This window comes from Micromonospora costi, from assembly GCF_003626655.1.
Classification (GTDB): domain Bacteria; phylum Actinomycetota; class Actinomycetes; order Mycobacteriales; family Micromonosporaceae; genus Micromonospora; species Micromonospora costi.
Window position 1 is genome coordinate 983,540 of record NZ_RBAN01000003.1, and the last position, 20,103, is coordinate 1,003,642.

A 20,103-nucleotide genomic window follows, 5' to 3' on the forward strand; every position below is an offset into this window, starting at 1 on the left:
ATGGCGAGGGCCCGGGCACGGATCACGGCGCTCCTGCTCGCCCTCGGCGTCCTGGCCGGGGCCACCGTCTCCTGGCCCCTGCTCGGGGCGACCCCGGCGTCCGCCGCTCCGGCCGCCACGGCCCGGGCCGCCGCCGACCTCTGCACCACACCGGAGTGGCAGGCGGACTTCCGTGACTGCGTGAAGCGGCTGCAGCAGGTCGCCGAGTCGGAGGCCAACTGCTGGAAGCCGCCGACCCCGTCCGCGCCGGACTCGGGGCTGGCGGGCTGGTTCGCCTCACGACCGGAGTCCTCGAAGCAGCCCGGCCCGAAGGGCTTCTACAGCGACTACGGGTACGCCGGCTACAGCTACACGACCTACCGGGTCGAGGGCGGCTGCGCGTCGACAGTGCTGCATCCGGACTACAAGTTCAGCAACACGGTCGCCAACGGCGAATTCATGATCGCGACGGCGATCGTCGGGGCCTCGAACGCCCTCCGGGAGAAGGCGTGGGACCCGCAGTCGATGTGGAGCTGGGCGGACCCGCTGGTGGAACAGGCGACGAAGGCCATCTACCAGAAGGTCTTCAGCGTCTTCGGGATCATGACGCTCTGCGTCGTGGGCCTCTACCTGCTCTGGCGTTCCCGCCAGTCGGACATGAGCAACGCCATGACCACCGCCGGCTGGGCCCTGTTCGTGATGGTGGCCGTGACCGCCCTGGCCGCCTGGCCGGTCAAGTCGGCCAACGTCGCTGACGGGACTCTCGTCACCACCCTCGGCGTGGTCCACGACGCGGTGGGCCCGGCATCCAAGACCACGCCGCCCGACCGGTGCGCACTGCCGAACCCGGACGCCTGTGTCGACAAGCGGCCGCCCGCGGTCCGGGCCAGCGACACCGCTACGGAGACCATGCTCTACCGGAACTGGCTGCGGGGCGTGCTGGGCTCGGCGGACAGCGAGACGGCGAAGAAGTACGGCGCCGCGCTCTACGACGCGAAGTCGCTGAACTGGGACGAGGCGGAGTCGATCCGGAAGAATCCCGCGACTCGCGACGTGGTCGTCAAGGCCAAGCAGCAGCAGTGGATGACCGTCGCCGCGCAGATCGAGCAGGAGGATCCGGAGGCGTACGAGTACCTCCAGGGCGTCCGGGACATGGACCGGGTGGGCGCGGGTTTCATCGCCGTCCTCGCGTCGCTGCTCTTCGCGATGTTCGACCTCACCGCGTCGCTGCTGGTGCTGCTCGGCTTCCTGATCTTCCGGTGGGCCGTGATCGCCGCGCCGATCCTCGGCACCGTCGGCCTCCTCAGGCCGGCGAGCGCGGGCCTGCGCCGGCTCGCCAACGCCGTGGTGGCCGCCATCTTCAACATCGCCATCTTCGGCACGGGCGCGGCCGTGTACCTGTTCGCCGTCGATCTGATCATGAGCACGCCATCCCTTCCCGGTTGGCTCCAGGTGGTGCTGGTCTGGCTCTGCGGGGTGGTCGGCTGGCTGCTGCTGCGCCCCTACCGCCGGATCACCCAGCTCGGCGGCAAGGACAGCAGCGAGGCGGTCAGCTCGGCCGGTTCCTGGCACCGGCGGTTCTTCCGGGACATGCGCGCGGCCGCCCGGCTGGACGTCGCCGAGCCGGGCGGGACGAACGAGCCCACCATGGGGCGCCGCAAGGCCGTCACCGCGGAGCAGACCCGGCTCCGGCCGGAGGCGCGGCACGAGGATCCGGTGCATGCCGCACCACGCGACGCCGACGGCCCGCGGTCGGGCGGCCGCGAGCGGTCGGAGGGTGCACCGGCGGTCGAGGAGAGCCCCGCCGCCCGTCCGGCGGCACCCCGGCCACGACGGGGTGGGCAGCCCGCCACGTGGACCGAACCGGACGTGCCGGCGGAGCGCCCGTCCTACGTCGTCTACCGGCCCGGTTCGGTGGAGAGCGCCCCCGACCGGCCCACTCCGCGGATCCGCTCCGAGGCGCGGTGAGTCCGTTGCGGAGGGCGCTGGAGTTCCTGGTCACCCGGGTGCTGCGGTCGCGGCTCGGTATCGCGCTCGCGCTCGCGGTGGTGGTCTTCGGGATCGTCGGCGCGGCCCGGCTGGTCGCCGGGCCCGTTGATCCGACGTTCGGGCTCAGTCACCGGCCGACCGAGCCGATCACCACGGTCGCCCCCACCACGGGCGACGATGGGGTGATCTCGGCGCCTCCCGCTCCCTCGCCCGTCACCCGGCCCGGTGCCCTCACACCCGAGAAGACGGCCGAACGGTTCGTAACCGCGTGGCTGGGCGGGCCGGGTGTGACCGCCGAGCAGTGGCACGCCGGCCTGCGCCCCCTCTCCACTCCCGAGTTGACCGAGAAGCTGGCCGGCGCCGATCCGGCAGAGGTGCCGGCCCGCCGGATGGTGGAGCCGCCCACCCTCCGGCCGCGGGCGGAGACCTTCGTCGAGGTGGTCGTCCCGCTCGACAGCGGTCGGCTCCGGCTGGAACTGGTGGCGCCGGACGGGCGGTGGCTGGTCGACGCGGTGGATTGGGAGCAGCAATGAACGACGAGGGCCGGCCGCGACGGCGACGGATCCGGCGCGGGGCGGTAGCGGGCGCCACGGCCGCCGTGCTGGCGCTCCTGTGCTGCAGCGGCGGCACGGCGGCGTTCTTCCTCACCGAACTCGGCGGGGAGTCCGCGGAGGTGATGACGCCGATGAGCCTCACCTGCGAGGAGGACCACACGGTCGACGTGCAGGGCGACATGCCCCGGCTCTCCTGGTACGGCGAGCGTCAGCTGCGCAACGCCGCGGTGATCATCAAGGTGGGCCAGGACATGAAGGTCCCGCCGCGCGGGTGGGTGATCGCCATCGCCACGGCGATACAGGAGTCCGGCCTGCGGAACCTCGCGAACAGCACCGTGCGGCAGTCCCAGAACCTGCCGAACGAAGGGGTGGGCGCCGACCACGACTCCTTGGGTCTGTTCCAGCAACGCGCCTCCTGGGGGAGCGTCACCCAGCGGATGGACCCGGCCTACGCGGCCAGGAAGTTCTACGAGAAGCTGCTCGCCGTGCCCGGCTGGCAGGACATGCCGCTCACCCTCGCCGCGCAGAAGGTGCAGGTGAGCGCGTTCCCGGACGCGTACGCCAAGCACGAGGACGTCGCCGGGCAGATTGTGGACGCGCTGGCGGGTGGCGCGGCCCGGACGGTGCAGATCGGGCGGAGGTCGGTCTGCGACGCCGCGGCCGACGGGAAGATAGCCGCCTCCGGCTACACGGCGCCCATTCCCGGGGGCGTCGGTTCCGGCTTCCGCACCGCGAGCCGCCCCCGGCACAACGGCGTGGACATCGCGGCGGAGAAGGGCACCCCGATCCGTGCCGCCGCCACCGGACGTGTGCTGGTGGCCCGTTGCGACCCGGACAGCAGCGGAAACCACAGCTGCGACGTCGACGGCTACCCGGGCAAGGGGGGCTGCGGCTGGTTCGTGGACATCCTGCACGCGGGTCGTGTCATCACCCGCTACTGCCACATGGTGCGTCAGCCCCGGGTGACCCCGGGGCAGCGGGTCGCGGCCGGCGAAGTCATCGGCGAGGTCGGCAGCAGCGGCAACTCCAGCGGTCCCCACCTGCACTTCGAGGTCCACGGGGACGCCGACCGGAGCAGCCGGGGGGCCATCGATCCGGTGCCGTTCATGGCACAGCGCGGGGCCCCGCTCGGACCGGAAGAGTAGGCGTCCGCCACGATGACCGGGCCCCTTCCCGACCCGTTCGCCGGCCGGCCGGACTGGGCGCCGCTGCCGCCGCGCCCCATCGAGGTCGTGCCGGCCTCCGGGCGCGTCGAGCTGCGCGGACGACGGGTCCTCGTCGGCCTGCCCGGCCTCGGGTGGCGTGGTGACCTGCGCGCCGACGAGCGGGTGGTGCAGGGCAGCCGCACCTACGTGCCGATCATTCCCGAGCACGAGTGGTACCGCGCCGAGACCGACCAGGTGGAGGTCTTCGCGCCGCTGATCCCCGTGGAACGGGTCTGGGTCGAGACGATCGGCACGAGGTCCGCCGCCGCAACGGCACCTCGCGAGCCGGGCATCCGGCTCGTCTCACTGGACGGCCCGAGCCACCGCGAGCCCACGCCCGTCATCGACGCGGACGCGGTCACCGGACGGCGGGTGGTGCACGTCGCCGACTCGACCGAGCACCGCGACCTGCGCGCGGTCACCGAGACCTACTCCGGCGCCGACGGGGACATCTGCGTCCGTGTCACGCCCGAGGTCGAGTGGTATCGCTGGGCCTGGCGGGGGCAGGCACCGACCACTCTGGAGGTACCGGTGCACCTGCTGTGGGTCGAGTAGCGTCAGCTCGATCGGGCCCCTTCACAGACGCGCCAGTTGTCGCTCAGCCGGGTGCTGAACCTCCACGACTGGCGATCGCTCTGGGTGATGCCGTCGACCATGGCCGAGATGATCAGCTCGACGTCGACGTCGGCACGGTCGCCGTTCCTCTGCACCTCAAGGCCCCCCCAGCTCACCGAGATGGACACTCCGAACCGCTGCTCGCGTGCAACCAGGTCGTCACGCAACGCTCCGAGCTGCCCCAGCTGAGCTCCGCCGTCGCAGGTGAACTGCTTTGCCTTCGTGTCGTTGCGTTCATTGAGGAAGGTCTGGATGTAGCTGGCCACCACCACGTCGGGGGCGCTGCGGTCGGGGGTGGTGGCGCGGTCGTACAGGACGTAGCCGGTGATGGCGCCGCCGAGGCAGAGCAGCGCGAGCACTCCCGCGACGACAGTGAGGACGGTGCGCAACCGTTGGCGCGGCCGCTCCGGCGCGGGGGCCGCCGAAGGCGGTGGCAGCTGCTCGGAGGGGGGCCGCTGCGCCGGTACGCGGGAGACCTGGGAACCGGCGGGGGGCTGCACTGATTCCACCTCCTGAGGCTATCCGTCATCGCCCCCGTACCCAATGCCCCAGTTGCCGCGGATCGTGACCGGCCGCTCTCCCTCCGGTGAGATCGCCGACGACACCAGGGCACCAGCGCCGTACCTCCGGGGTTAGCGGGGCGACCTGGGATACCGTCTCTGCTCGGGGAGGTTGCCAACCTCGGACAGAGGGGGTGGACGCGGTGGCCGGACCGAAGGCACGCACGAACCGCGCCGCCGCTCTGCATCGCCGGGCCGCCGCCGCCGCGACGGCCGCCGCCGACATCCTCGACGAGACCCGCCCGGCCCCCGCCGACCAGCGCCGCCAGTACGACCTGGCGGACCGGCTGCGTACGGTGGCCGCGCTGGTGGCTCCCGGATGGTCCGGGGCTCCCTTCGACAGGCTCACGGCCGACGCACCGCCCGGCGAGGGCCCACCACCGTTCGTCCGGATCGGCACGGCCGCTCCGCTGGACGACGCCCGCTTCCCCGCCCTGGTGCCGCTGGTCGGCACGGGTCACCTGAGCATCGACACCGATGCCCGGGACGCCCGGGTGGCAGGGCTGCTGCGCGCCGTCCTGCTGCGGTCCCTCGGCGCGACGCCGGCCGGGGCGCTGCTGGTGCGTGCCGTGGACGCCGTCGGCACGACCCTGGCGCCGTTCGGCGCGCTGGCCGATGCCGGTCTCCTTCCGCCGCCGGCGACGGACGTGGCGGGCCTGCGGGCGCTGCTGACGGAGGCCGAGCAGTGGGTGGCGCCGGGGGCCAGCGGCCGGAGGCGGCACGACCGGACGCTGCTGCTCGTGATCGCGGCCCTGCCCGAGCTGACCGGGCCGACCGACCTGGCCCGTATCGAGGCGCTGGCCGAGCAGGGCCCGTCCGCCGGGCTGCACCTGGTCGTCGCGGGCTGGGCCGGTCCCGGCCCGTACGCCCACCGGCCGCCGCTGCCGCGGGCCACCACGATCGCCCTGCGGAACGCGTACGCGTTGCTGGGCGACCCGCCGGGCACCTCGTTCACGAGCCCGGGGGCGGAGACGCCGGGCGGGCTGAACTCGCCGGTCTTCGTCGAGTCGGACCCGCCGGGCGACCTGGTCGACGCGGTCTGCCGCCGGCTCGCCGCGCAGGTCGAGGCGGGTTCCCGGTTGGCGCTGGCCGACCTGCTCCCACCGACCGGCGACGACCTGTGGTCGGCCGACTCCGTCGACGGGCTGACCACGACCGTGGGCGACGCGGGCGGCCGGCCCGTGCCGCTCGGTTTCACCGAACTGACCCCGCACTGGCTCGTGAGCGGACGCGCCGACGGTGGCCGGGCAGCCTTCCTCACGGCGGCGCTGCTCGGCCTCACCGCACGGTACGGCCCGGAGGAACTCGTCCTCTACCTCGCGGACCTGGGTGCCGGCAAGTCCTTCGTGGAGTTCCTCCAGACCGAACGGGACCGGTCGTGGATCCCGCAGGTGCGGGCGGCCGCGATGACGGCCGACCGGGAGTACGTGCGGGACCTCTTCGAGCAGTTGGCCGCGGAGGTACGCCGTCGCGAGGAGGCCGCCCGCCGGGCGGGTGGGCAGCGCTTCGCCGAGCTGCGGCAGCACACGGCCCTGCCGCGCATCGTCTGCGTGGTCGACAACCTGCCGCTGCTGTTCGCCGAACGGGACCGGCTGGCCGCCGACGCCGCGGCCCGCCTCGACGCGCTTGCCCGGGCCGGCCGGACGTACGGCGTGCACCTGGTGCTGGCGGGCGCCGGCGCGTTGGGGCTGCCCGGCCGGTCGGACGGCGGGCACCGGGACTCGTTGCTGGGCCAGTTCCCGGTCCGGGTGGCGCTGCCGGGCGGCGGCGCCGTGCTGGAGCCCACGAACGACTCGGCGGCCGGGCTGCCGGTGGGCAGCGCCGTCGTCAACACCGCGGGCGGGCTGGGCGGCCCCCGGGGCGCGGTACGCGGACACGAGCGGCTGATCCGGTACCCGGACCCGCAGGACGAACCGGAGGTCGTGGAGCGCCTGCGGCACGAGCTGTGGTCGGCCCGGCCGGAGGGCAGCGCCCCACCGGTGGTCTTCGCCGGGTACGCCCGGCCGCTGCTCCGCAACGATCCGCGCTTCCGGGCGGCCGCCACCGGGCAGGCCCACGCGCCTGCGGCGCTGCTGGGCCGGGCGGTCGACGTGGCCCGGTCGACGGTGGCCGTGCCGCTGGGGCCGGCGGCGGGCCGCAACCTGGCGGTCCTGGGACCCGGCGCGGAGGCGGTCCGGCTGCTGACCACGGCGGTCCGGAGCACCGCGGCGCACCACGCGCCGGGGAGCGCCCGCTTCGTCGTCGCCGCACCCGACCCGGAGTGCCGTCCGCTGGCCGAGGCGCTGACCGCCGAGCTGGCCGACCGGTACGCGGCCACGATGGTCGACGTCGCCGACCTGCTCGACACGGCGGCGGGCGCCCCCCGGAACGCCCGAACCGACCCGGACGCCGGCACCAGCCCGGACGCCAACGACGCCAGCATCGTCCCGGGCGCCACCCGAACCAGCCCGGACGCCCGCACCAGCCCGGACCCCGGCACGGGGCCGGAGAGTGCCGGGGACGACGGAGACGGTGACACCGCGTGCGGGGCCGAGCAGACGTACCTCGTGATCTTCGGCGCGGACCGCGCCGGCGCGGACGACCTGCCGGTCGACCGGCTGCGGGCGCTGCTCCGGGAGGGTCCGCCGGCCGGGCGGCACCTGCTCGCCTGGTGGCGGGTGGTGCCGCCGTTCGCCGCCCTGCTGGGGCCGGAGGACGCGGTGGACAAGCTCGCGGCCGTGGCCGCCGTGGACGTGCCCGGCGCACAGCTCGCCGCCGTCTTCCACCGGCCGGTGGAGTGGCGGCCACGCCCGGCTCGGGTGGTGCTCTGGGACGGTCCCGACGAGCGGGGTGTGGTGCTGGTCCCGTTCGCCGAGGAGGGGACGCCACGATGAGCGATCGCCGATGCTGCGCGGTCGGCGCAGGACCGGGGGGCCGGCGGGGAGCGGGCGCCGTAGCGGCGCGGTGGGGCCGGAACGAGCGAGGCGGAAGGCGGCGGGCATGAGCCGGGACGGGCGTGCTGCGGCCACCGCCACGCAGGCCGACGGCCGGGGTGCGGCAGGGCCGGGCCGGCAGCGTACGGCCGGGGAGCGGGAGTCGTCGCCGCCCGTGGCCGCCACGGACGCCTGGCAGGACTACCTGGCCGCGGCGCGGCAGCTGGACGGCGTCCGGCGGGCCGCGGCGGCCGCCGCCGGTGAGCAGGCCCGGTCCGTCCAGGCGGCCCGTGAGGAACTGACCGAGGTACGCACCCGGCTCGCCGCCCAGCAGTCGCGGCTGCGCGAGCGGGGCGTACCCCCGATCTCGCTGTTGCCGTCGCCGCCGGAGGTGACCGAGGCCTCCCGGGCGATGGCCGGTGGGCCGGCGACGGTCCTGGCCGCGCTGCGGACGGCCCGCGAGCGGGTCGAGGCCGCGGACGCGGCGCTGGTGGCCCGGCGGCCGCTCCGGCCGGCGACCTGGTCCGCCCGACCGCGGAACCTTCTGGTGTACGGGCCGCTGGCGCTGCTGGTGCCGCTCATCCAGGTCGTGGTGTACGCGGCGACGGGCACGGGACCGGCCACCGTGGCGGCGCTGATCTGCGGGCTGCCGATGCCGGCGGTGGCGTTCGTGGCCGGCTGGCTCGGCGTCGGGCGGATCTTCCGGACGCGCCCGGGTGAGCGGCTGGACCGCACGTCGCGGTTCGGTGCGCTGGTGTGCCTCGTGCCCGCGGTGCTGGTCACCGCGGGCCTGCTGCTCGCGATGCTGGCCGGCTGACGAGCCAGAGACCGCGCGCCGGCCGCACCGGGGAAGGCGCGGCTCGACACGCCGCGGCCGGCCGGACCTGAGTCGCAGGTCGGGCCGGCCGGTGGTACGCGGGCGTCAGCGGGGCAGGATGAGGGCCATCGCCTCGGCCCGCGACTTCGCGTCGTTCTGGAGCGTGCCGCGCACGGCCGAGGTGATCGTCTGTGCGCCGGACTTCTGGATGCCGCGCATCGCCATGCACATGTGCTCGCACTCGAGCACGACGATCACGCCGCGCGGCGCGAGCTTGGCCATGAGCAGGTCGGCGATCTGCGAGGTGAGCCGCTCCTGGACCTGCGGGCGGCGGGCGTAGACCTCGACCAGCCGGGCCAGCTTGGACAGCCCGGTGATCCGCCCGTCGGGGCCGGGGATGTAGCCGATGTGCGCGCTGCCCCGGAACGGGAGCAGGTGGTGCTCGCAGAGGCTCATCACGTCGATGTCGCGGACGAGCACCAGCTCCTGGTGGTTGGCCTCGAAGGTGGTGCTGAGCACCTGGGCCGGGTCGACCCGGAGACCGGCGAAGAGCTCGGCGTACGCCCGCGCCACCCGGGCCGGCGTCTGCTGGAGCCCGTCGCGGTCGGGGTTCTCCCCGACCGCGATCAGGATCTCGCGGACGGCCTTCTCGATCCGGGCCAGGTCGACGGTCTCCTCGACCGGGCCGCCGGTCAGCTTGCCGTTGATCAGGCGGGCGGCGATGTAGTCCAGCCCGTCGTCACCGTCGGGCTCGGTCGCGGAGGCGGCCAGCCCCCTCTGGGAGCTGGCCGCCGGGTCCGTGCTGCTCAGTGTGTACCGTCCGAGTTGTTCGAGGAGGTGCCACCGACACCCGCCTGCGCGCCGTCGGCCTGGGCCTGCGCCTTGAGCGCCTCCTTCTCCGCCGGCGTGAGCACCGGCGGCTCGGTGGAGGGCTGGCGCTTGCCGAAGCCGTTGTACGGCGCGAGCGGCGGCCGCTTGACCACCCGGGCGCAGATGCGAGCCATGTCGGCCGTGGAGAGGGTCTCCTTCTCCATCAGCTCGAGCACGATGTTGTCCAGGACGTCCCGGTACTCGACCAGGATCTCCCAGGCCTCGTCGTGGGCCAGCTCGATGAGCGCCCGCATCTCGCCGTCGATCTCGGCGGCCACCGCGTCCGAGTAGTCCCGCTCGTGGCCCATGTTGCGGCCGAGGAACGGCTCGTCGCCGCTGGTGCCGTACTTGATCGCACCGAGCTTGGAGCTCATGCCGTACTGGGTGATCATCGCCCGGGCCAGCTGGGTGGCCTTCTCGATGTCGTTGCCGGCACCGGTGGTGGGCTCGTGGAAGACCAGTTCCTCCGCGGCCCGGCCGCCCAGCGCGTACGCCAGGGTGTCGATCATCTCGGCCCGGGTCTGGGTGTACTTGTCCTCCGTGGGCAGCACCAGGGTGTGGCCCAGCGAGCGACCGCGGGACAGGATCGTCACCTTGTGTACCGGCGCGGCGTGCGGCAGCGCCCAGGCGACCAGCGCGTGGCCACCCTCGTGGTACGCCGTGATCTTCTTCTCCTGGTCGCTCATCACCCGGGTCCGGCGCTGCGGACCGGCGATCACCCGGTCGATCGACTCCTCGAGGGAGTCGTTGGTGATCGCCCGCTGGTCCTTGCGGGCGGTGAGCAGAGCCGACTCGTTGATCACGTTGGCCAGGTCGGCGCCGCTGAAGCCCGGGGTACGCCGGGCCACCGAGTCGAGGTCGACGTCGGGCGTGAACGGCTTGCCCTTGGCGTGCACCCGCAGGATGGCCTTGCGGCCCTCCATGTCCGGCGCGTCCACGGGGATCTGCCGGTCGAAGCGGCCCGGACGCAGCAGCGCCGGGTCGAGGATGTCCGGCCGGTTGGTGGCGGCGATCAGGATGACCCCGCCCTTGGTGTCGAAGCCGTCCATCTCGACGAGCAGCTGGTTGAGGGTCTGCTCCCGCTCGTCGTGGCCGCCGCCCATGCCGGCGCCACGGTGCCGGCCGACGGCGTCGATCTCGTCGACGAAGACGATCGCCGGGGCGTTCGCCTTGGCCTGCTCGAACAGGTCGCGGACCCGGCTGGCGCCGACGCCGACGAACATCTCGACGAAGTCCGAACCGGAGATGGAGTAGAAGGGCACCCCGGCCTCGCCGGCGACCGCGCGGGCCAGCAGCGTCTTACCGGTGCCGGGAGGACCGAAGAGCAGGACGCCCTTCGGGATCTTCGCGCCCAGCGCCTGGTACTTGGCCGGGTTCTGGAGGAAGTCCTTGATCTCGTGGAGCTCCTCCACCGCCTCCTCGGCGCCCGCGACGTCCGCGAAGGTGGTCTTCGGCGTGTCCTTGGTGATCATCTTCGCCTTGGACTTGCCGAAGTTGAGCACCCGCGAGCCGCCGCCCTGCATCTGCGACATGAAGAACAGCAGCAGAAGCACGAGCAGCACGATGGGAAGCAGGTTGACCAGCAGGCTCACCCAGATGCTGTCCGACGACACCTTCGTGTCGGCGGGGCCGGTGACCCGGTTGGCCGCCTTGGCGTCCAGGACCTCCTGCCAGACCTGGTCGCCCACCTCGGCGGGGAACTGGGCCTGGATCCGGTCCGTGGTCGTGTCGTCGAACTTGGCCTTCTGTGCCAGGTCGATCTGGAGCGTCTGCTCCTTGTCCTGGAAGACGACCTTATTGATCTTCGCAGTGTGCAACTGGTCGAGCGCAACGGAAGTGTCCACCCGGTGGTAACTGGGACCCGAGGTGAACAACTGACTGAGCACAACGGCGCCGAGGATGACCAGGATGATCCAGACCACCGGTCGGCGGAAGAAACGCGTACGTTCCATGCTGTTGTCGAGCGCCAAGGCGCCCGCATCCTCCTGATCGACGTCCTGACCGTCTGATGATGTCGCCGCCTGTGGCGGCGGCCGGAGCCGCCGTGCGGGCCGGCCTCGACCCCCGAGACACGACATTCTGCCGCGCCGCGGTCATTCGACGGTACACCGTGTGCGCACGGAGTGAGCTTGCGAGCCCCGCACTCGGCGCACATCGGGCATCGACCGTGCGCCCCGTGGAACCGGGGGCCGCCAGCCCGAGCCGAACACGTACGGCTACCGGGCGGAGACCGGCGTGGCGGGGAGTCCTGACCCGGCCACCTGCGATCACCCGGTCACGCGGTCGAGGGGCCGGGCGCGGAGATGCCTCCGCGCCACCGCCGTCAAAGGTAGTCGGAAAGACTGAGAGTCCGCTGAACGTCGGCTCGATGAAAGCCGATACGAGAACCGCTCAGCGGGCGTAGACCTCGGGCTTGAGGACGCCCACGTACGGCAGCTCGCGGTAGCGCTCGCCGAAGTCGAGCCCGTAGCCGACCACGAACTCGGTCGGGATGTCGAAGCCCACGTACTTCACCGGGACCGGGACCTTGACCGCGTCCGGCTTGCGGAACAGCGCGACCACCTCGACGCTCGCCGCCGACCGGGACTCCAGGTACCGCAGCAGCCAGGAGAGCGTGAGGCCCGAGTCGACGATGTCCTCGACGACCACCACGTGCCGGCCGGCGATGTCCCGGTCGAGGTCCTTGAGGATGCGGACCACGCCGGAGGAGGTGGTGCCCTGGCCGTAGGAGGAGACGGCCATGAACTCCAGTTCGGCGGGGGGACCGTTCCGGCCGAGCGCCCGGGCGAAGTCGGCCATGAACATCACCGCGCCCTTGAGCACGCAGACGAGCAGCAGCCCGTCCTCGACGTGCGCGTAGTCGGCGGAAACCTGCTTGGCCAGCTCCGCCGTCTTCTCGCGGATCTGCGCCTCGGAGATGATCACGTGGTCGATGTCGGCGTCGTACCAGGAGCCGTCTGCCATGGCTCCTAGCCTGCCGTACGCCGGCCGACCGCCGTCGGCGGGGCCGCCCCTTTTGGCGCGGTCCCGCCGGGGATTTTCTCGGCAGAATCGGATCAAACACATCAGCAGGTACGGGACCGCGGGCGGCGGCCACCCTCGGTCGGCTTCCAGTCGGCCGAGTCGTGGCTGTCGGCCGTCAGGCCGGCCGCCGAGGCGGCAGCGAGGAGAACGAGGAACAGCAGGAAGAGCAGGGACTCCATGGCGGCGCTCGCTTTCGCATGATTGCTGTCGGTTTCGCCGCCGGTGCGCACCGGACTTGACCCCAGTCTGCGCCGCCTCGACCGGCCCGGACAGTGGCAGGAATGCCACTGAGCATCGATTTCCTGCCACCTGGTGGGTTACCCTCGTCACATGCTCCGCTCCGTGGCCGTCATCGCCCTCGACGGCGTGGCGCCGTTCGAGCTCGGCGTGATCGCCGAGGTCTTCGGCACCGACCGCACGGCCGACGGCTTCCCCGGCTACCGCTTCCACGTGTGCAGCCCCGGCGGCGCCCCGGTACGCGCCTCGTCCGGGTTCGGCCTGGTCCCGCACGCCGACCTCGGCCCGGTGGAGGAGGCCGACCTCGTCGCGGTGCCCGCGCACGACACCTGCCGGACGGCGCCCGAACCGGTGCTCGACGCGCTGCGCCGGGCCGACGCTCGGGGCGCCCATCTGCTCAGCGTCTGCTCGGGCGCCTTCCTCCTCGGCGCGGCCGGGCTGCTCGACGGGCGCGAGTGCACCACCCACTGGCGCTACGTCGACGAGCTGCAACGGCTGCACCCGCTGGCGCGCGTGCGCTGCAACAACCTCTACGTGGCCGACGGGCGGCTGCTCACCAGCGCCGGCACGGCCGCCGGCATCGACGCCTGCCTGCACCTCGTCCGCGAGGAGCACGGCTCGGCCACCGCGACCCGGCTCGCCCGGCGGATGGTCGTGCCGCCGCACCGCGACGGCGGCCAGTCCCAGTACATCGAGGCGCCGATCCCCAAGGTGCCCGAGGCACCCACCCTGGAGCCGGTGCTGGAGTGGCTGATGGGGCACCTGGACCGCACAGTCACCGTGGACGAACTGGCCGCCCGGGCCGGGATGGCCCCGCGCACGTTCGCCCGCCGGTTCCGCGCCGAGACCGGCACCACGCCGCACGACTGGATGACCAACCAGCGGGTCCTGCTGGCCCGACGCCTGCTGGAGGAGACCGGGCTCAGCGTCGAGGCGGTCGCCGACCGGGCCGGCTTCGGTGACGCGGCGGCGCTGCGCCACCACTTCACCCGCCGGGTGGGCGCCACCCCCCACAGCTACCGCACGACGTTCCGGGACCGGACTCAGGTCGGCTGAGCGGAGCCCGGGTCGGCGAACAGGCGGCCGGCCTGCCGGCGTACGCGCAGGCCCCCCGGCAGGTACGCGGCGCCCTGGCCGCGCCACGCGGTCACCAGCGCGTCCAGCGCACCCACGTGCCGGTGGGACAGCGCGCTCGGCGGCGCGCCCAGCTCACGGGCCCAGGCGTGCAGGACCCGACCGCGTACGGCGGCCGCCAGGGCGGCCAGCTCCGGCACGGCGAGCCCGCCGTCCGGGTGCCGGGCCGCGGCCAGCGCGGCGTCGGCCAGGTCGTCGAGGGCGGCGTTGTCGTCAGCCACCAGCCGGGCGGTACGGGCCAGCCCGTCCAGGACCCCCGGCCCGAGCGCGCGGACCAGGGCGGGCAGCACCTCGGCCCGGACGCGGGAGCGGGCGTACGCGGGGTCGCTGTTGTGCGGGTCCACCCACGGCTTGAGGCCGAGCGCCGTGCAGGCCGCCCGGGTCTCCTCCCGGGTGATCGCGAGCAGCGGCCGCAGCAGCGGCACCCCGGCCAGGTCCCGCTGGGCGGGCATCCCGGCCAGGCCACGCGGGCCGGCGCCGCGGGCCAACGCGAGCAGCACGGTCTCCGCCTGGTCGTCGCGGGTGTGTCCGGTGAGCAGCGCGGACGCCCCGTGCCGCCGCGCGGCGGCCACCAGCGCCTCGTAGCGGGCGTCGCGGGCGGCCGCCTCCGGGCCACCGGGCCGCCCGGCCACCTCGACCCGGACCGCCTCCACCGGCGTGAGGCCCAGCTCGCCCGCCCAGTCGGCGACCGCGGCGGCCCGCTCGGCGGAGCCGGGCTGGAGCCCGTGGTCCACGGTCACGAGGCCGGCGGACCGGCCGAGCCGCGGCGCGACGAACGCGGTGGCGGCGGCCAGCGCGAGCGAGTCGGCGCCACCCGAGCAGGCGACCAGCACCGGCCCGTCCCCGGGCAGGCCGCTCAACGCGTCGCGGACCGCCACCCGGATCGCGGCCACCGGCGGGGCGAGGACGGCCACGGACGTACGGTCAGCCGGCCGAGCGCAGCGGGCCGGTCGGCCCGTGCACCCGGGCCACCCAGGCGTCCGGGTCGCCGAGTTCCTCGAGCCGGGGCAGCGTGAGCGGGGAGCCGAAGATCTTGTTGAAGCCCTCCATGCCGACCCGCTCCACCACGCCGTGCACGAACTTGCGCCCCTCGGCGTACTGGCGCATCTTGACGTCGATGCCGAGCACCCGGCGCACCGCCTTCTCCAGCGGGTTGCCGGCCTCACGGCGCCGGTTGAACGCGGCCCGGATCCGGTCGACGCTCGGGATGACCTGCGGCCCGACGCCGTCCATCACGAACTCGGCGTGCCCTTCGAGCAGCGTCATCAGCGCGGTGAGCCGGTCCAGGACGGCACGCTGGGCCGGCGTCTGGACGAGGTCCAGCACGCTGGTGCGGCTCTCCGGGTCGCGGATCGCGTCGGACAGGGTGGCCACGCCGCGGCGCAGCCGCTCCACCAGGTGCTCTCCGCCCGAGGACGCGTCCACGAACGCCTGCACCTCGCCCAGGAAGTACGCCCGCATCCACGGGACCGCGGTGAACTGCGTCCGGTGGGTCACCTCGTGCAGGCAGACCCACAGCCGGAAGTCACGCGGGTCGGCGCCGAGCTTCCGCTCCACCTCGACGATGTTCGGGGCCACGAGCAGCAGTTGCCCCGGGTCGGCGGAGAAGACCTCGTACTGGCCGAGGACCCGGCCGGAGAGGTAGGCCAGGACGGTGCCGGCCTGCACGCCGGTGAGGCGGGAGCCGATGGCCTCGGTGAGCGCTCCGGGCCGCTTGTCGCCGGCGAGGCGGGTGACCAGGGGGCTGATCACCTCCCGCAGCCCGGCGATGTTGGTGGCGGCCCAGTCCCGCCGGTCGACCACCCGCACCGGCGGGTGGGTCACCTGCGCCCGCAGACCGGTGTAGTCGGCCACGTGCCCGGCTGCCTCCTCGGTCAGGCGCCGCAGGTCGCCGACCACGTCGGTGGCCTCGGCGTACGACACCCGGGGGCCCGACTTGCCCAGCGCCCCCGCCGTGGCGGCGGCCAGATCCCAGTCCACGAACTGCGCCATGCACCCACCGTACCCGCGCCGGAACACCCCGACCCCTGCTCGCGCCGGGGCATCGACGGACGGGGGGCGGAACCGACGGCCGCCCAGCGGGCGACCGGCTCTCGACCGACGGCGCCCTCTCAGCCGCGCCGGACGGCTCAGCGGCAGCCGCAGCCGGCCAGCGTGGCGGCGATCCGGTCCAGCGCCACCCGCGCGGACTCCAGCCCGTCGGCCGGCACCCGGTCGGTGAGCACGGCGAAGGTGAGCAGCCGCCCGTCGGCGGTGGTCACCAGGCCGGCGATGGCGTGCACCCCGGTCAGCGTCCCGGTCTTGGCGCGGACCACCCCGGCGCCGGCCTTCGTGCCGGCCGTCTCGTAGCGTCCGCCCAACGTGCCCGACCAGCCGCCGACCGGTAGCCCGCCGAAGATCGCGGCCAGCTCCGGGTGACCGCCGTTCCCGGCGAGCGTGATCAGGTCGGTGAGCAGCGACGGGCTGATCCGGTCGGTCCGGGACAGGCCGCTGCCGTCGGCGAGGGACAGTTCGTCGGCGGGCAGGCCCAGCTCACCCGCCACCTCGTCCATGGCGGCGGCCGCGCCGCTGAACGAGGCGGGCTTGTTCCGCGCCAGCGCGACCTGACGGGCCATCGCCTCGGCGATCACGTTGTCGCTGTCGGTGATCATGATGTCGACCAGGCGGACCAGCGGCGGGGACTCCACCTTCCCCAGCTCGCTGCCGGGGGCGCCGGCCGTGGCGTCGGCGCCCGCCGCGGGCGCCGTGCCCTTGCTGACCGCGCTCGACGGGAGGCCGAGCAGCCGGGCGAACGAGCGGCCCGCGCTCAGGTCGGGCTGCGACACCCGCTCGGCGCCGTGGTCGCCCGACTGGTGATCCTTCTTCGCCTGCGGCACGTCCGCCCGCGCGCCGTCGGTCATGAGGGCGGTGATCGCCGCGCCGTAGCCGCCGGTGGGGATGTCCGCGTCCCAGCCCGGCTCGAAGACCGGACCGGAGTAGAGCGAGGAGTCGACGATCACCTTCGTGGGCGCGGTGCCCCCGAGTGCCTGTTTCACCTGAGCCGCGAGGTCGTCGAGGCGCGCGGCGTCCGGGTAGAAGCCCTTCTTGTCGACCGCGAGCGTCGGGTCGCCCCCGCCCACGATGACCACCTCGCCCGGGTTCGCCCCGGCGACGGCGCGGGTCGGGATCCGGTACGCGGGCCCCTTCGCCGCGAGCACCGTGACCCCGGTCACGAGCTTGGTCACGGAGGCGGGCACGGTCCCGTCGTCCGCGCCCTTGGCGAAGAGCGACTGCCCGGTGGCCACGTCCGCCACCGACACGTTCACCCGGTCGCCGAGGGCCGCCGCCCCGACCAGCGGGTCGAGCGCGGCGCGTACCCCGTCGGGGCTGGGCAGGGGGGCGTTCGGGTCCGATCCGGCCAGCACGGCCGACGGGCTGGGCTCGGGCGCGGCCGCGGCGGCCGTCGGGTCGTCGTCGGCGGCGCCGAACCAGCCGGCGACCGGACCGGGGCGCACCACGGCCACGCCGGCACCGGCCAGGACGAGCAGCAGCACCACGGCGAGCACCACCGGCAGCCGCCGGCCGCGGGGGTTCGGGGTGGCCGGTGGTGGCGTGGCGGGCGGGACGCTCACCGGGCCGGCGCCGCCGGTGACCGGGCCGCCGCCGGACGGTTCGACCCGGGCCCGGCCGGCCGTCGGCGCGGCGGCGCCCGCGGTCGCGTACCCGTGCTCGGCCGCCTGGTGGTCCCGCCGCGGCCCGGCGGGCGCCGGGCTGGTCGGGATCCCGGAGGTCGGGGCGGGCCCGCCGGGGAAGGCGGGGGGTGTCATCGGCCGGTCGGGGCCCAGCGAGGGAAAGCGGCCCGGCGGGTCGGCCGGCCCGGGCCAGGCGGGCGGAGCAGGGTCGGGACCGGCTCCGGAGGGGCGGGGAGGCTGGGCGCCGGGCACCGGTACGCGACCACTCGCACCGCCCGAACCAGATCGTCCGGTACCACGTCCAGACCCCGCGTCCGGGCGGTAGTGTGAATCTTCCCTCCCCACGGCCCCCTCCTCCCCCTGCGGAAATTGGCTTGGGTGACACTACTTCGGTCCGAACACTATGCGGCGGCCGAGGCTGGCGGGTGGGTTTCACCTGTCCGGGCGGCGCCGATGGTTCCGTTGGCCAGCGTGGGCAAACGAGGGAGCGTGCACATGGATTTCGACGTCACGGTTGAGATCCCCAAGGGTCACCGCAACAAGTACGAGGTGGACCACAAGACCGGCCGCATCCGGTTGGACCGCACCCTCTTCACGTCGACCCAGTACCCGGCCGACTACGGGTTCATCGAGGGCACCCTGGGCGAGGACGGCGACCCGCTGGACGCCCTGGTGCTGGTGCCCGAGCCGACCTTCCCCGGCTGCCTCATCCGGTGCCGCACCATCGGCATGTTCCGGATGACGGACGAGAAGGGCGGCGACGACAAGGTCCTCTGCGTCCCCTACGAGGACCCGCGCCAGGAGCACCTGCGCGACATCCACCACCTGGGCGAGTTCGACCGGCTGGAGATCCAGCACTTCTTCGAGGTCTACAAGGACCTGGAGCCGGGCAAGTCGGTCGAGGGCGCCACCTGGGTGGGGCGGACCGAGGCCGAGGCCGAGATCCGGGCCTCGTACCAACGGGCCAAGGAGGCCGAGGAGCGCGGCGAAGCCGCGCACTGACCGCTTTCCAACACCTCCGACGGGCCCGCGCGCCGCTCACCCGAGCAGCCCGCGGGCCCGTTCGTACAGGCCCAGCACCGCGCAGGCGACCGGCACGACGGCCACCACGAGCGCCGTGTCGGCCAGGTCGGCGATCCGGCCGAGGTACGGCGAGACCGGCCGCCGGGCGTACGTGGTGCCGGCCGCCACGGCCAGCAGGGCCAGCAGCACGGCTGCGGCGGCCAGCCCGAGCCGGCCGGGGCCGCCCGCATCGCTAGCGAGGACCCCGCCGAGCAGCGTCGCGCCGGCCAGGCCGGCGAGCAGCGGCGGCACCCGGTGCCGGACCGCCACGAAGAGCCGGGCCCGCACCAGCAGCACCGCGGCGGTGACGGCGACCAGCACCCGGCCCGCGCTCCCGCCGGTGAGGGCGAGCACCCCGGCCGCGGCGACCGCCAGCACGGCGTGCCCGAGCAGCAGCCCGGTGAGCATCTCCTCGGTACGCGCCACCGCGGCGTACACCCGGCTCCGGTCGGGCAGGTCGCGGGCCGGTGATCCGCCGTCGGACGGGCCGGGCAGGGTGATCGGCGGCAGCGGGAGCTTGCCGAGCCGGATGGCGAGCAGCGGGATCACCCCGACCGCGAGCACGAGGACGCACAGCAGCACGGCCGCCGTGCCCGCCGGGCCGAGCAGCAGCCCGCCGAGCGCGGTCGGCAGGCCGACCAGCCCGACCGTGGCCCCGGCCACGAACACCCGCAGCCGCGTGGCCACACCGAGCAGGCCGAGCAGCGACGCCAGGAGCAGGGCCGCCGCGCCGGCCAGGAGTTCGGGCGCGCCCACCCAGCGCAGCGGACCGACCAGACCGACCGGGTCGCCCGAGCCCACCGCGAGGGCGCCGGCCGCGGCGGCGTACGGCAGGGCGTAGCCGCCCAGCGTCGCGGCGGTCACGCCGTCTCCGTACGCCCGGGAGGCGGCCGTGCCGGCGAGCGTGAGCAGCAGCGCCACGGCCGCGGCGGCCAGCCAGCCGCCCCGGTGCTGCGGCCCGCCGCCGAGCAGGGCGAGCAGCCCCACGGCGAGCGGCACGCCGGCGACCGCCAGGACGGCGACCCGGGTGGCCGCGGGCGACCAGGCGCCGCCCCGGCGTCGCGCGCCGTCCACGATCGCCTCGACCACGTCGTCGTACTCCAGCTCCGGCCAGTGCGCGCGGGCCGGGACCAGGTGCAGCACCTCGCCGTCGCGCACCCCCTGCGGCAGCAGCGCCTGCCCGGTCGACAGCACCGCCCCGTCGGTGCGCCGCAGCACCCACCCGCCGTGCCGCTCGCCGTCGTCGGCCAGCCCGACGCCGGCGTGCCGCAGCACGTCGGGCAGCAGCTCGGCCAGGGGCACCTGCTCCGGCAGGGCGACGTCCAGCCGCCGCTGCGGGGCGCTGATCGTGACGCGGGCCAGCCCGATTGACATCGGTCGGTCTCCATATCGAGCGGGATAGGTGGCTGCGCGGACAACAGGACTTTACCTACGATGAGCCAACCTCGGGTTACCGAGAGTTCTGGGAGGGTCC

Annotated in this window: 17 protein-coding genes; 8 read left to right on the top strand and 9 right to left on the bottom strand. The window is 74.4% G+C overall.

The features are described 5' to 3' along the window. The 4 genes from D7193_RS21255 to D7193_RS21270 are packed head-to-tail and all read left to right on the top strand — an operon-like array spanning window position 1 to window position 4,282. Complete coding sequence (locus D7193_RS21255) at window positions 1-1,947, top strand: MraY family glycosyltransferase (RefSeq protein WP_120781218.1); 1,947 nt, start codon at window positions 1-3, stop codon at window positions 1,945-1,947. Further along, complete coding sequence (locus D7193_RS21260; protein WP_120781219.1) at window positions 1,944-2,501, top strand: hypothetical protein; 558 nt, start codon at window positions 1,944-1,946, stop codon at window positions 2,499-2,501. Before D7193_RS21255 ends, D7193_RS21260 begins: the two co-directional genes overlap by 4 nt. Further along, window positions 2,498-3,667, top strand: a complete 1,170-nt coding sequence (locus D7193_RS21265) for a M23 family metallopeptidase (RefSeq protein WP_120781220.1) — start codon at window positions 2,498-2,500, stop codon at window positions 3,665-3,667. The genes D7193_RS21260 and D7193_RS21265 overlap by 4 nt, the downstream gene beginning before the upstream one ends. Before the next feature lie 12 nt (window positions 3,668-3,679). Then, window positions 3,680-4,282: a hypothetical protein gene (locus tag D7193_RS21270; RefSeq protein WP_120781221.1), complete on the top strand. Its 603-nt coding sequence runs from the start codon at window positions 3,680-3,682 to the stop codon at window positions 4,280-4,282. Window positions 4,283-4,284: 2 nt separating this feature from the next. Here D7193_RS21270 and D7193_RS21275 read toward each other — a convergent pair whose 3' ends face one another. Next, the gene (locus D7193_RS21275) at window positions 4,285-4,842 is read right to left on the bottom strand and encodes a hypothetical protein (protein WP_120781222.1); all 558 of its coding nucleotides are present in this window, start codon (window positions 4,840-4,842) and stop codon (window positions 4,285-4,287) included. 194 nt (window positions 4,843-5,036) lie between these two features. Between D7193_RS21275 and D7193_RS21280 the strand changes: the two genes are divergently transcribed. Both D7193_RS21280 and D7193_RS21290 read left to right on the top strand, forming a co-directional pair. Further along, entirely contained in the window at window positions 5,037-7,775 is a 2,739-nt protein-coding gene (locus D7193_RS21280; protein WP_241563232.1) for an FtsK/SpoIIIE domain-containing protein, read from the top strand. 106 nt (window positions 7,776-7,881) lie between these two features. Beyond that, window positions 7,882-8,631: a hypothetical protein gene (locus D7193_RS21290; RefSeq protein WP_120781223.1), complete on the top strand. Its 750-nt coding sequence runs from the start codon at window positions 7,882-7,884 to the stop codon at window positions 8,629-8,631. A gap of 105 nt (window positions 8,632-8,736) precedes the next feature. Here the strand turns inward: D7193_RS21290 and folE are convergent, their stop codons facing one another. From folE to D7193_RS33745, 4 genes are all read right to left on the bottom strand, one after another. Then, a complete protein-coding gene (gene folE / locus D7193_RS21295; RefSeq protein ID WP_120781224.1) occupies window positions 8,737-9,402 on the bottom strand; it encodes a GTP cyclohydrolase I FolE in 666 nt (221 codons plus the stop codon). A gap of 35 nt (window positions 9,403-9,437) precedes the next feature. Next, window positions 9,438-11,453 carry an ATP-dependent zinc metalloprotease FtsH gene (ftsH, locus tag D7193_RS21300; protein WP_120781427.1) on the bottom strand — a complete coding sequence of 672 codons (2,016 nt, stop codon included), beginning with the start codon at window positions 11,451-11,453 and terminating at the stop codon, window positions 9,438-9,440. A gap of 439 nt (window positions 11,454-11,892) precedes the next feature. Further along, entirely contained in the window at window positions 11,893-12,465 is a 573-nt protein-coding gene (hpt, locus tag D7193_RS21305; protein ID WP_120781225.1) for a hypoxanthine phosphoribosyltransferase, read from the bottom strand. A 101-nt stretch (window positions 12,466-12,566) separates the two neighbouring features. Further along, complete coding sequence (locus D7193_RS33745; protein WP_174242687.1) at window positions 12,567-12,704, bottom strand: hypothetical protein; 138 nt, start codon at window positions 12,702-12,704, stop codon at window positions 12,567-12,569. Window positions 12,705-12,855: 151 nt separating this feature from the next. Here D7193_RS33745 and D7193_RS21310 point away from each other — a divergent pair, with 151 nt between their 5' ends. After that, window positions 12,856-13,818: a GlxA family transcriptional regulator gene (locus D7193_RS21310; protein WP_120781226.1), complete on the top strand. Its 963-nt coding sequence runs from the start codon at window positions 12,856-12,858 to the stop codon at window positions 13,816-13,818. Here the strand turns inward: D7193_RS21310 and tilS are convergent. From tilS to dacB, 3 genes are all read right to left on the bottom strand, one after another. After that, window positions 13,806-14,810, bottom strand: a complete 1,005-nt coding sequence (tilS, locus tag D7193_RS21315; RefSeq protein ID WP_120781227.1) for a tRNA lysidine(34) synthetase TilS — start codon at window positions 14,808-14,810, stop codon at window positions 13,806-13,808. The two genes, D7193_RS21310 and tilS, sit on opposite strands and share 13 nt — an antisense overlap. A 10-nt stretch (window positions 14,811-14,820) precedes the next feature. Then, the gene (locus D7193_RS21320) at window positions 14,821-15,888 is read right to left on the bottom strand and encodes a zinc-dependent metalloprotease (protein ID WP_120781228.1); all 1,068 of its coding nucleotides are present in this window, start codon (window positions 15,886-15,888) and stop codon (window positions 14,821-14,823) included. Between the two features lie 137 nt (window positions 15,889-16,025). Then, window positions 16,026-17,702 (bottom strand): D-alanyl-D-alanine carboxypeptidase/D-alanyl-D-alanine endopeptidase, encoded by a 1,677-nt coding sequence (gene dacB / locus D7193_RS21325; protein WP_174242688.1) that lies wholly within the window; start codon window positions 17,700-17,702, stop codon window positions 16,026-16,028. Between the two features lie 360 nt (window positions 17,703-18,062). Between dacB and D7193_RS21330 the strand changes: the two genes are divergently transcribed. Beyond that, on the top strand, window positions 18,063-18,569 hold the full coding sequence (locus D7193_RS21330) for an inorganic diphosphatase (protein ID WP_120781230.1): 507 nt from the start codon (window positions 18,063-18,065) through the stop codon (window positions 18,567-18,569). Between the two features lie 36 nt (window positions 18,570-18,605). On the opposite strand, the gene eccD is transcribed toward D7193_RS21330, so the two are convergent. Next, window positions 18,606-20,003, bottom strand: coding sequence for a type VII secretion integral membrane protein EccD (eccD, locus tag D7193_RS21335; protein ID WP_120781231.1), 1,398 nt, complete (start codon window positions 20,001-20,003; stop codon window positions 18,606-18,608). Between the last annotated feature and the right edge of the window lie 100 nt (window positions 20,004-20,103).

Coding starts and splice junctions, on each gene's coding strand:
- D7193_RS21255 (WP_120781218.1), top strand. CDS start 1: ATGGCGAGGGCCCGGGCACGGATCACGGCGCTCCTGCTCGCCCTCGGC.
- D7193_RS21265 (WP_120781220.1), top strand. CDS start 2,498: ATGAACGACGAGGGCCGGCCGCGACGGCGACGGATCCGGCGCGGGGCG.
- D7193_RS21270 (WP_120781221.1), top strand. CDS start 3,680: ATGACCGGGCCCCTTCCCGACCCGTTCGCCGGCCGGCCGGACTGGGCG.
- D7193_RS21290 (WP_120781223.1), top strand. CDS start 7,882: ATGAGCCGGGACGGGCGTGCTGCGGCCACCGCCACGCAGGCCGACGGC.
- ftsH (WP_120781427.1), bottom strand. CDS start 11,453: ATGGAACGTACGCGTTTCTTCCGCCGACCGGTGGTCTGGATCATCCTG.
- hpt (WP_120781225.1), bottom strand. CDS start 12,465: ATGGCAGACGGCTCCTGGTACGACGCCGACATCGACCACGTGATCATC.
- D7193_RS33745 (WP_174242687.1), bottom strand. CDS start 12,704: ATGGAGTCCCTGCTCTTCCTGCTGTTCCTCGTTCTCCTCGCTGCCGCC.
- D7193_RS21310 (WP_120781226.1), top strand. CDS start 12,856: ATGCTCCGCTCCGTGGCCGTCATCGCCCTCGACGGCGTGGCGCCGTTC.
- D7193_RS21320 (WP_120781228.1), bottom strand. CDS start 15,888: ATGGCGCAGTTCGTGGACTGGGATCTGGCCGCCGCCACGGCGGGGGCG.
- dacB (WP_174242688.1), bottom strand. CDS start 17,702: ATGACACCCCCCGCCTTCCCCGGCGGGCCCGCCCCGACCTCCGGGATC.
- D7193_RS21330 (WP_120781230.1), top strand. CDS start 18,063: ATGGATTTCGACGTCACGGTTGAGATCCCCAAGGGTCACCGCAACAAG.
- eccD (WP_120781231.1), bottom strand. CDS start 20,003: ATGTCAATCGGGCTGGCCCGCGTCACGATCAGCGCCCCGCAGCGGCGG.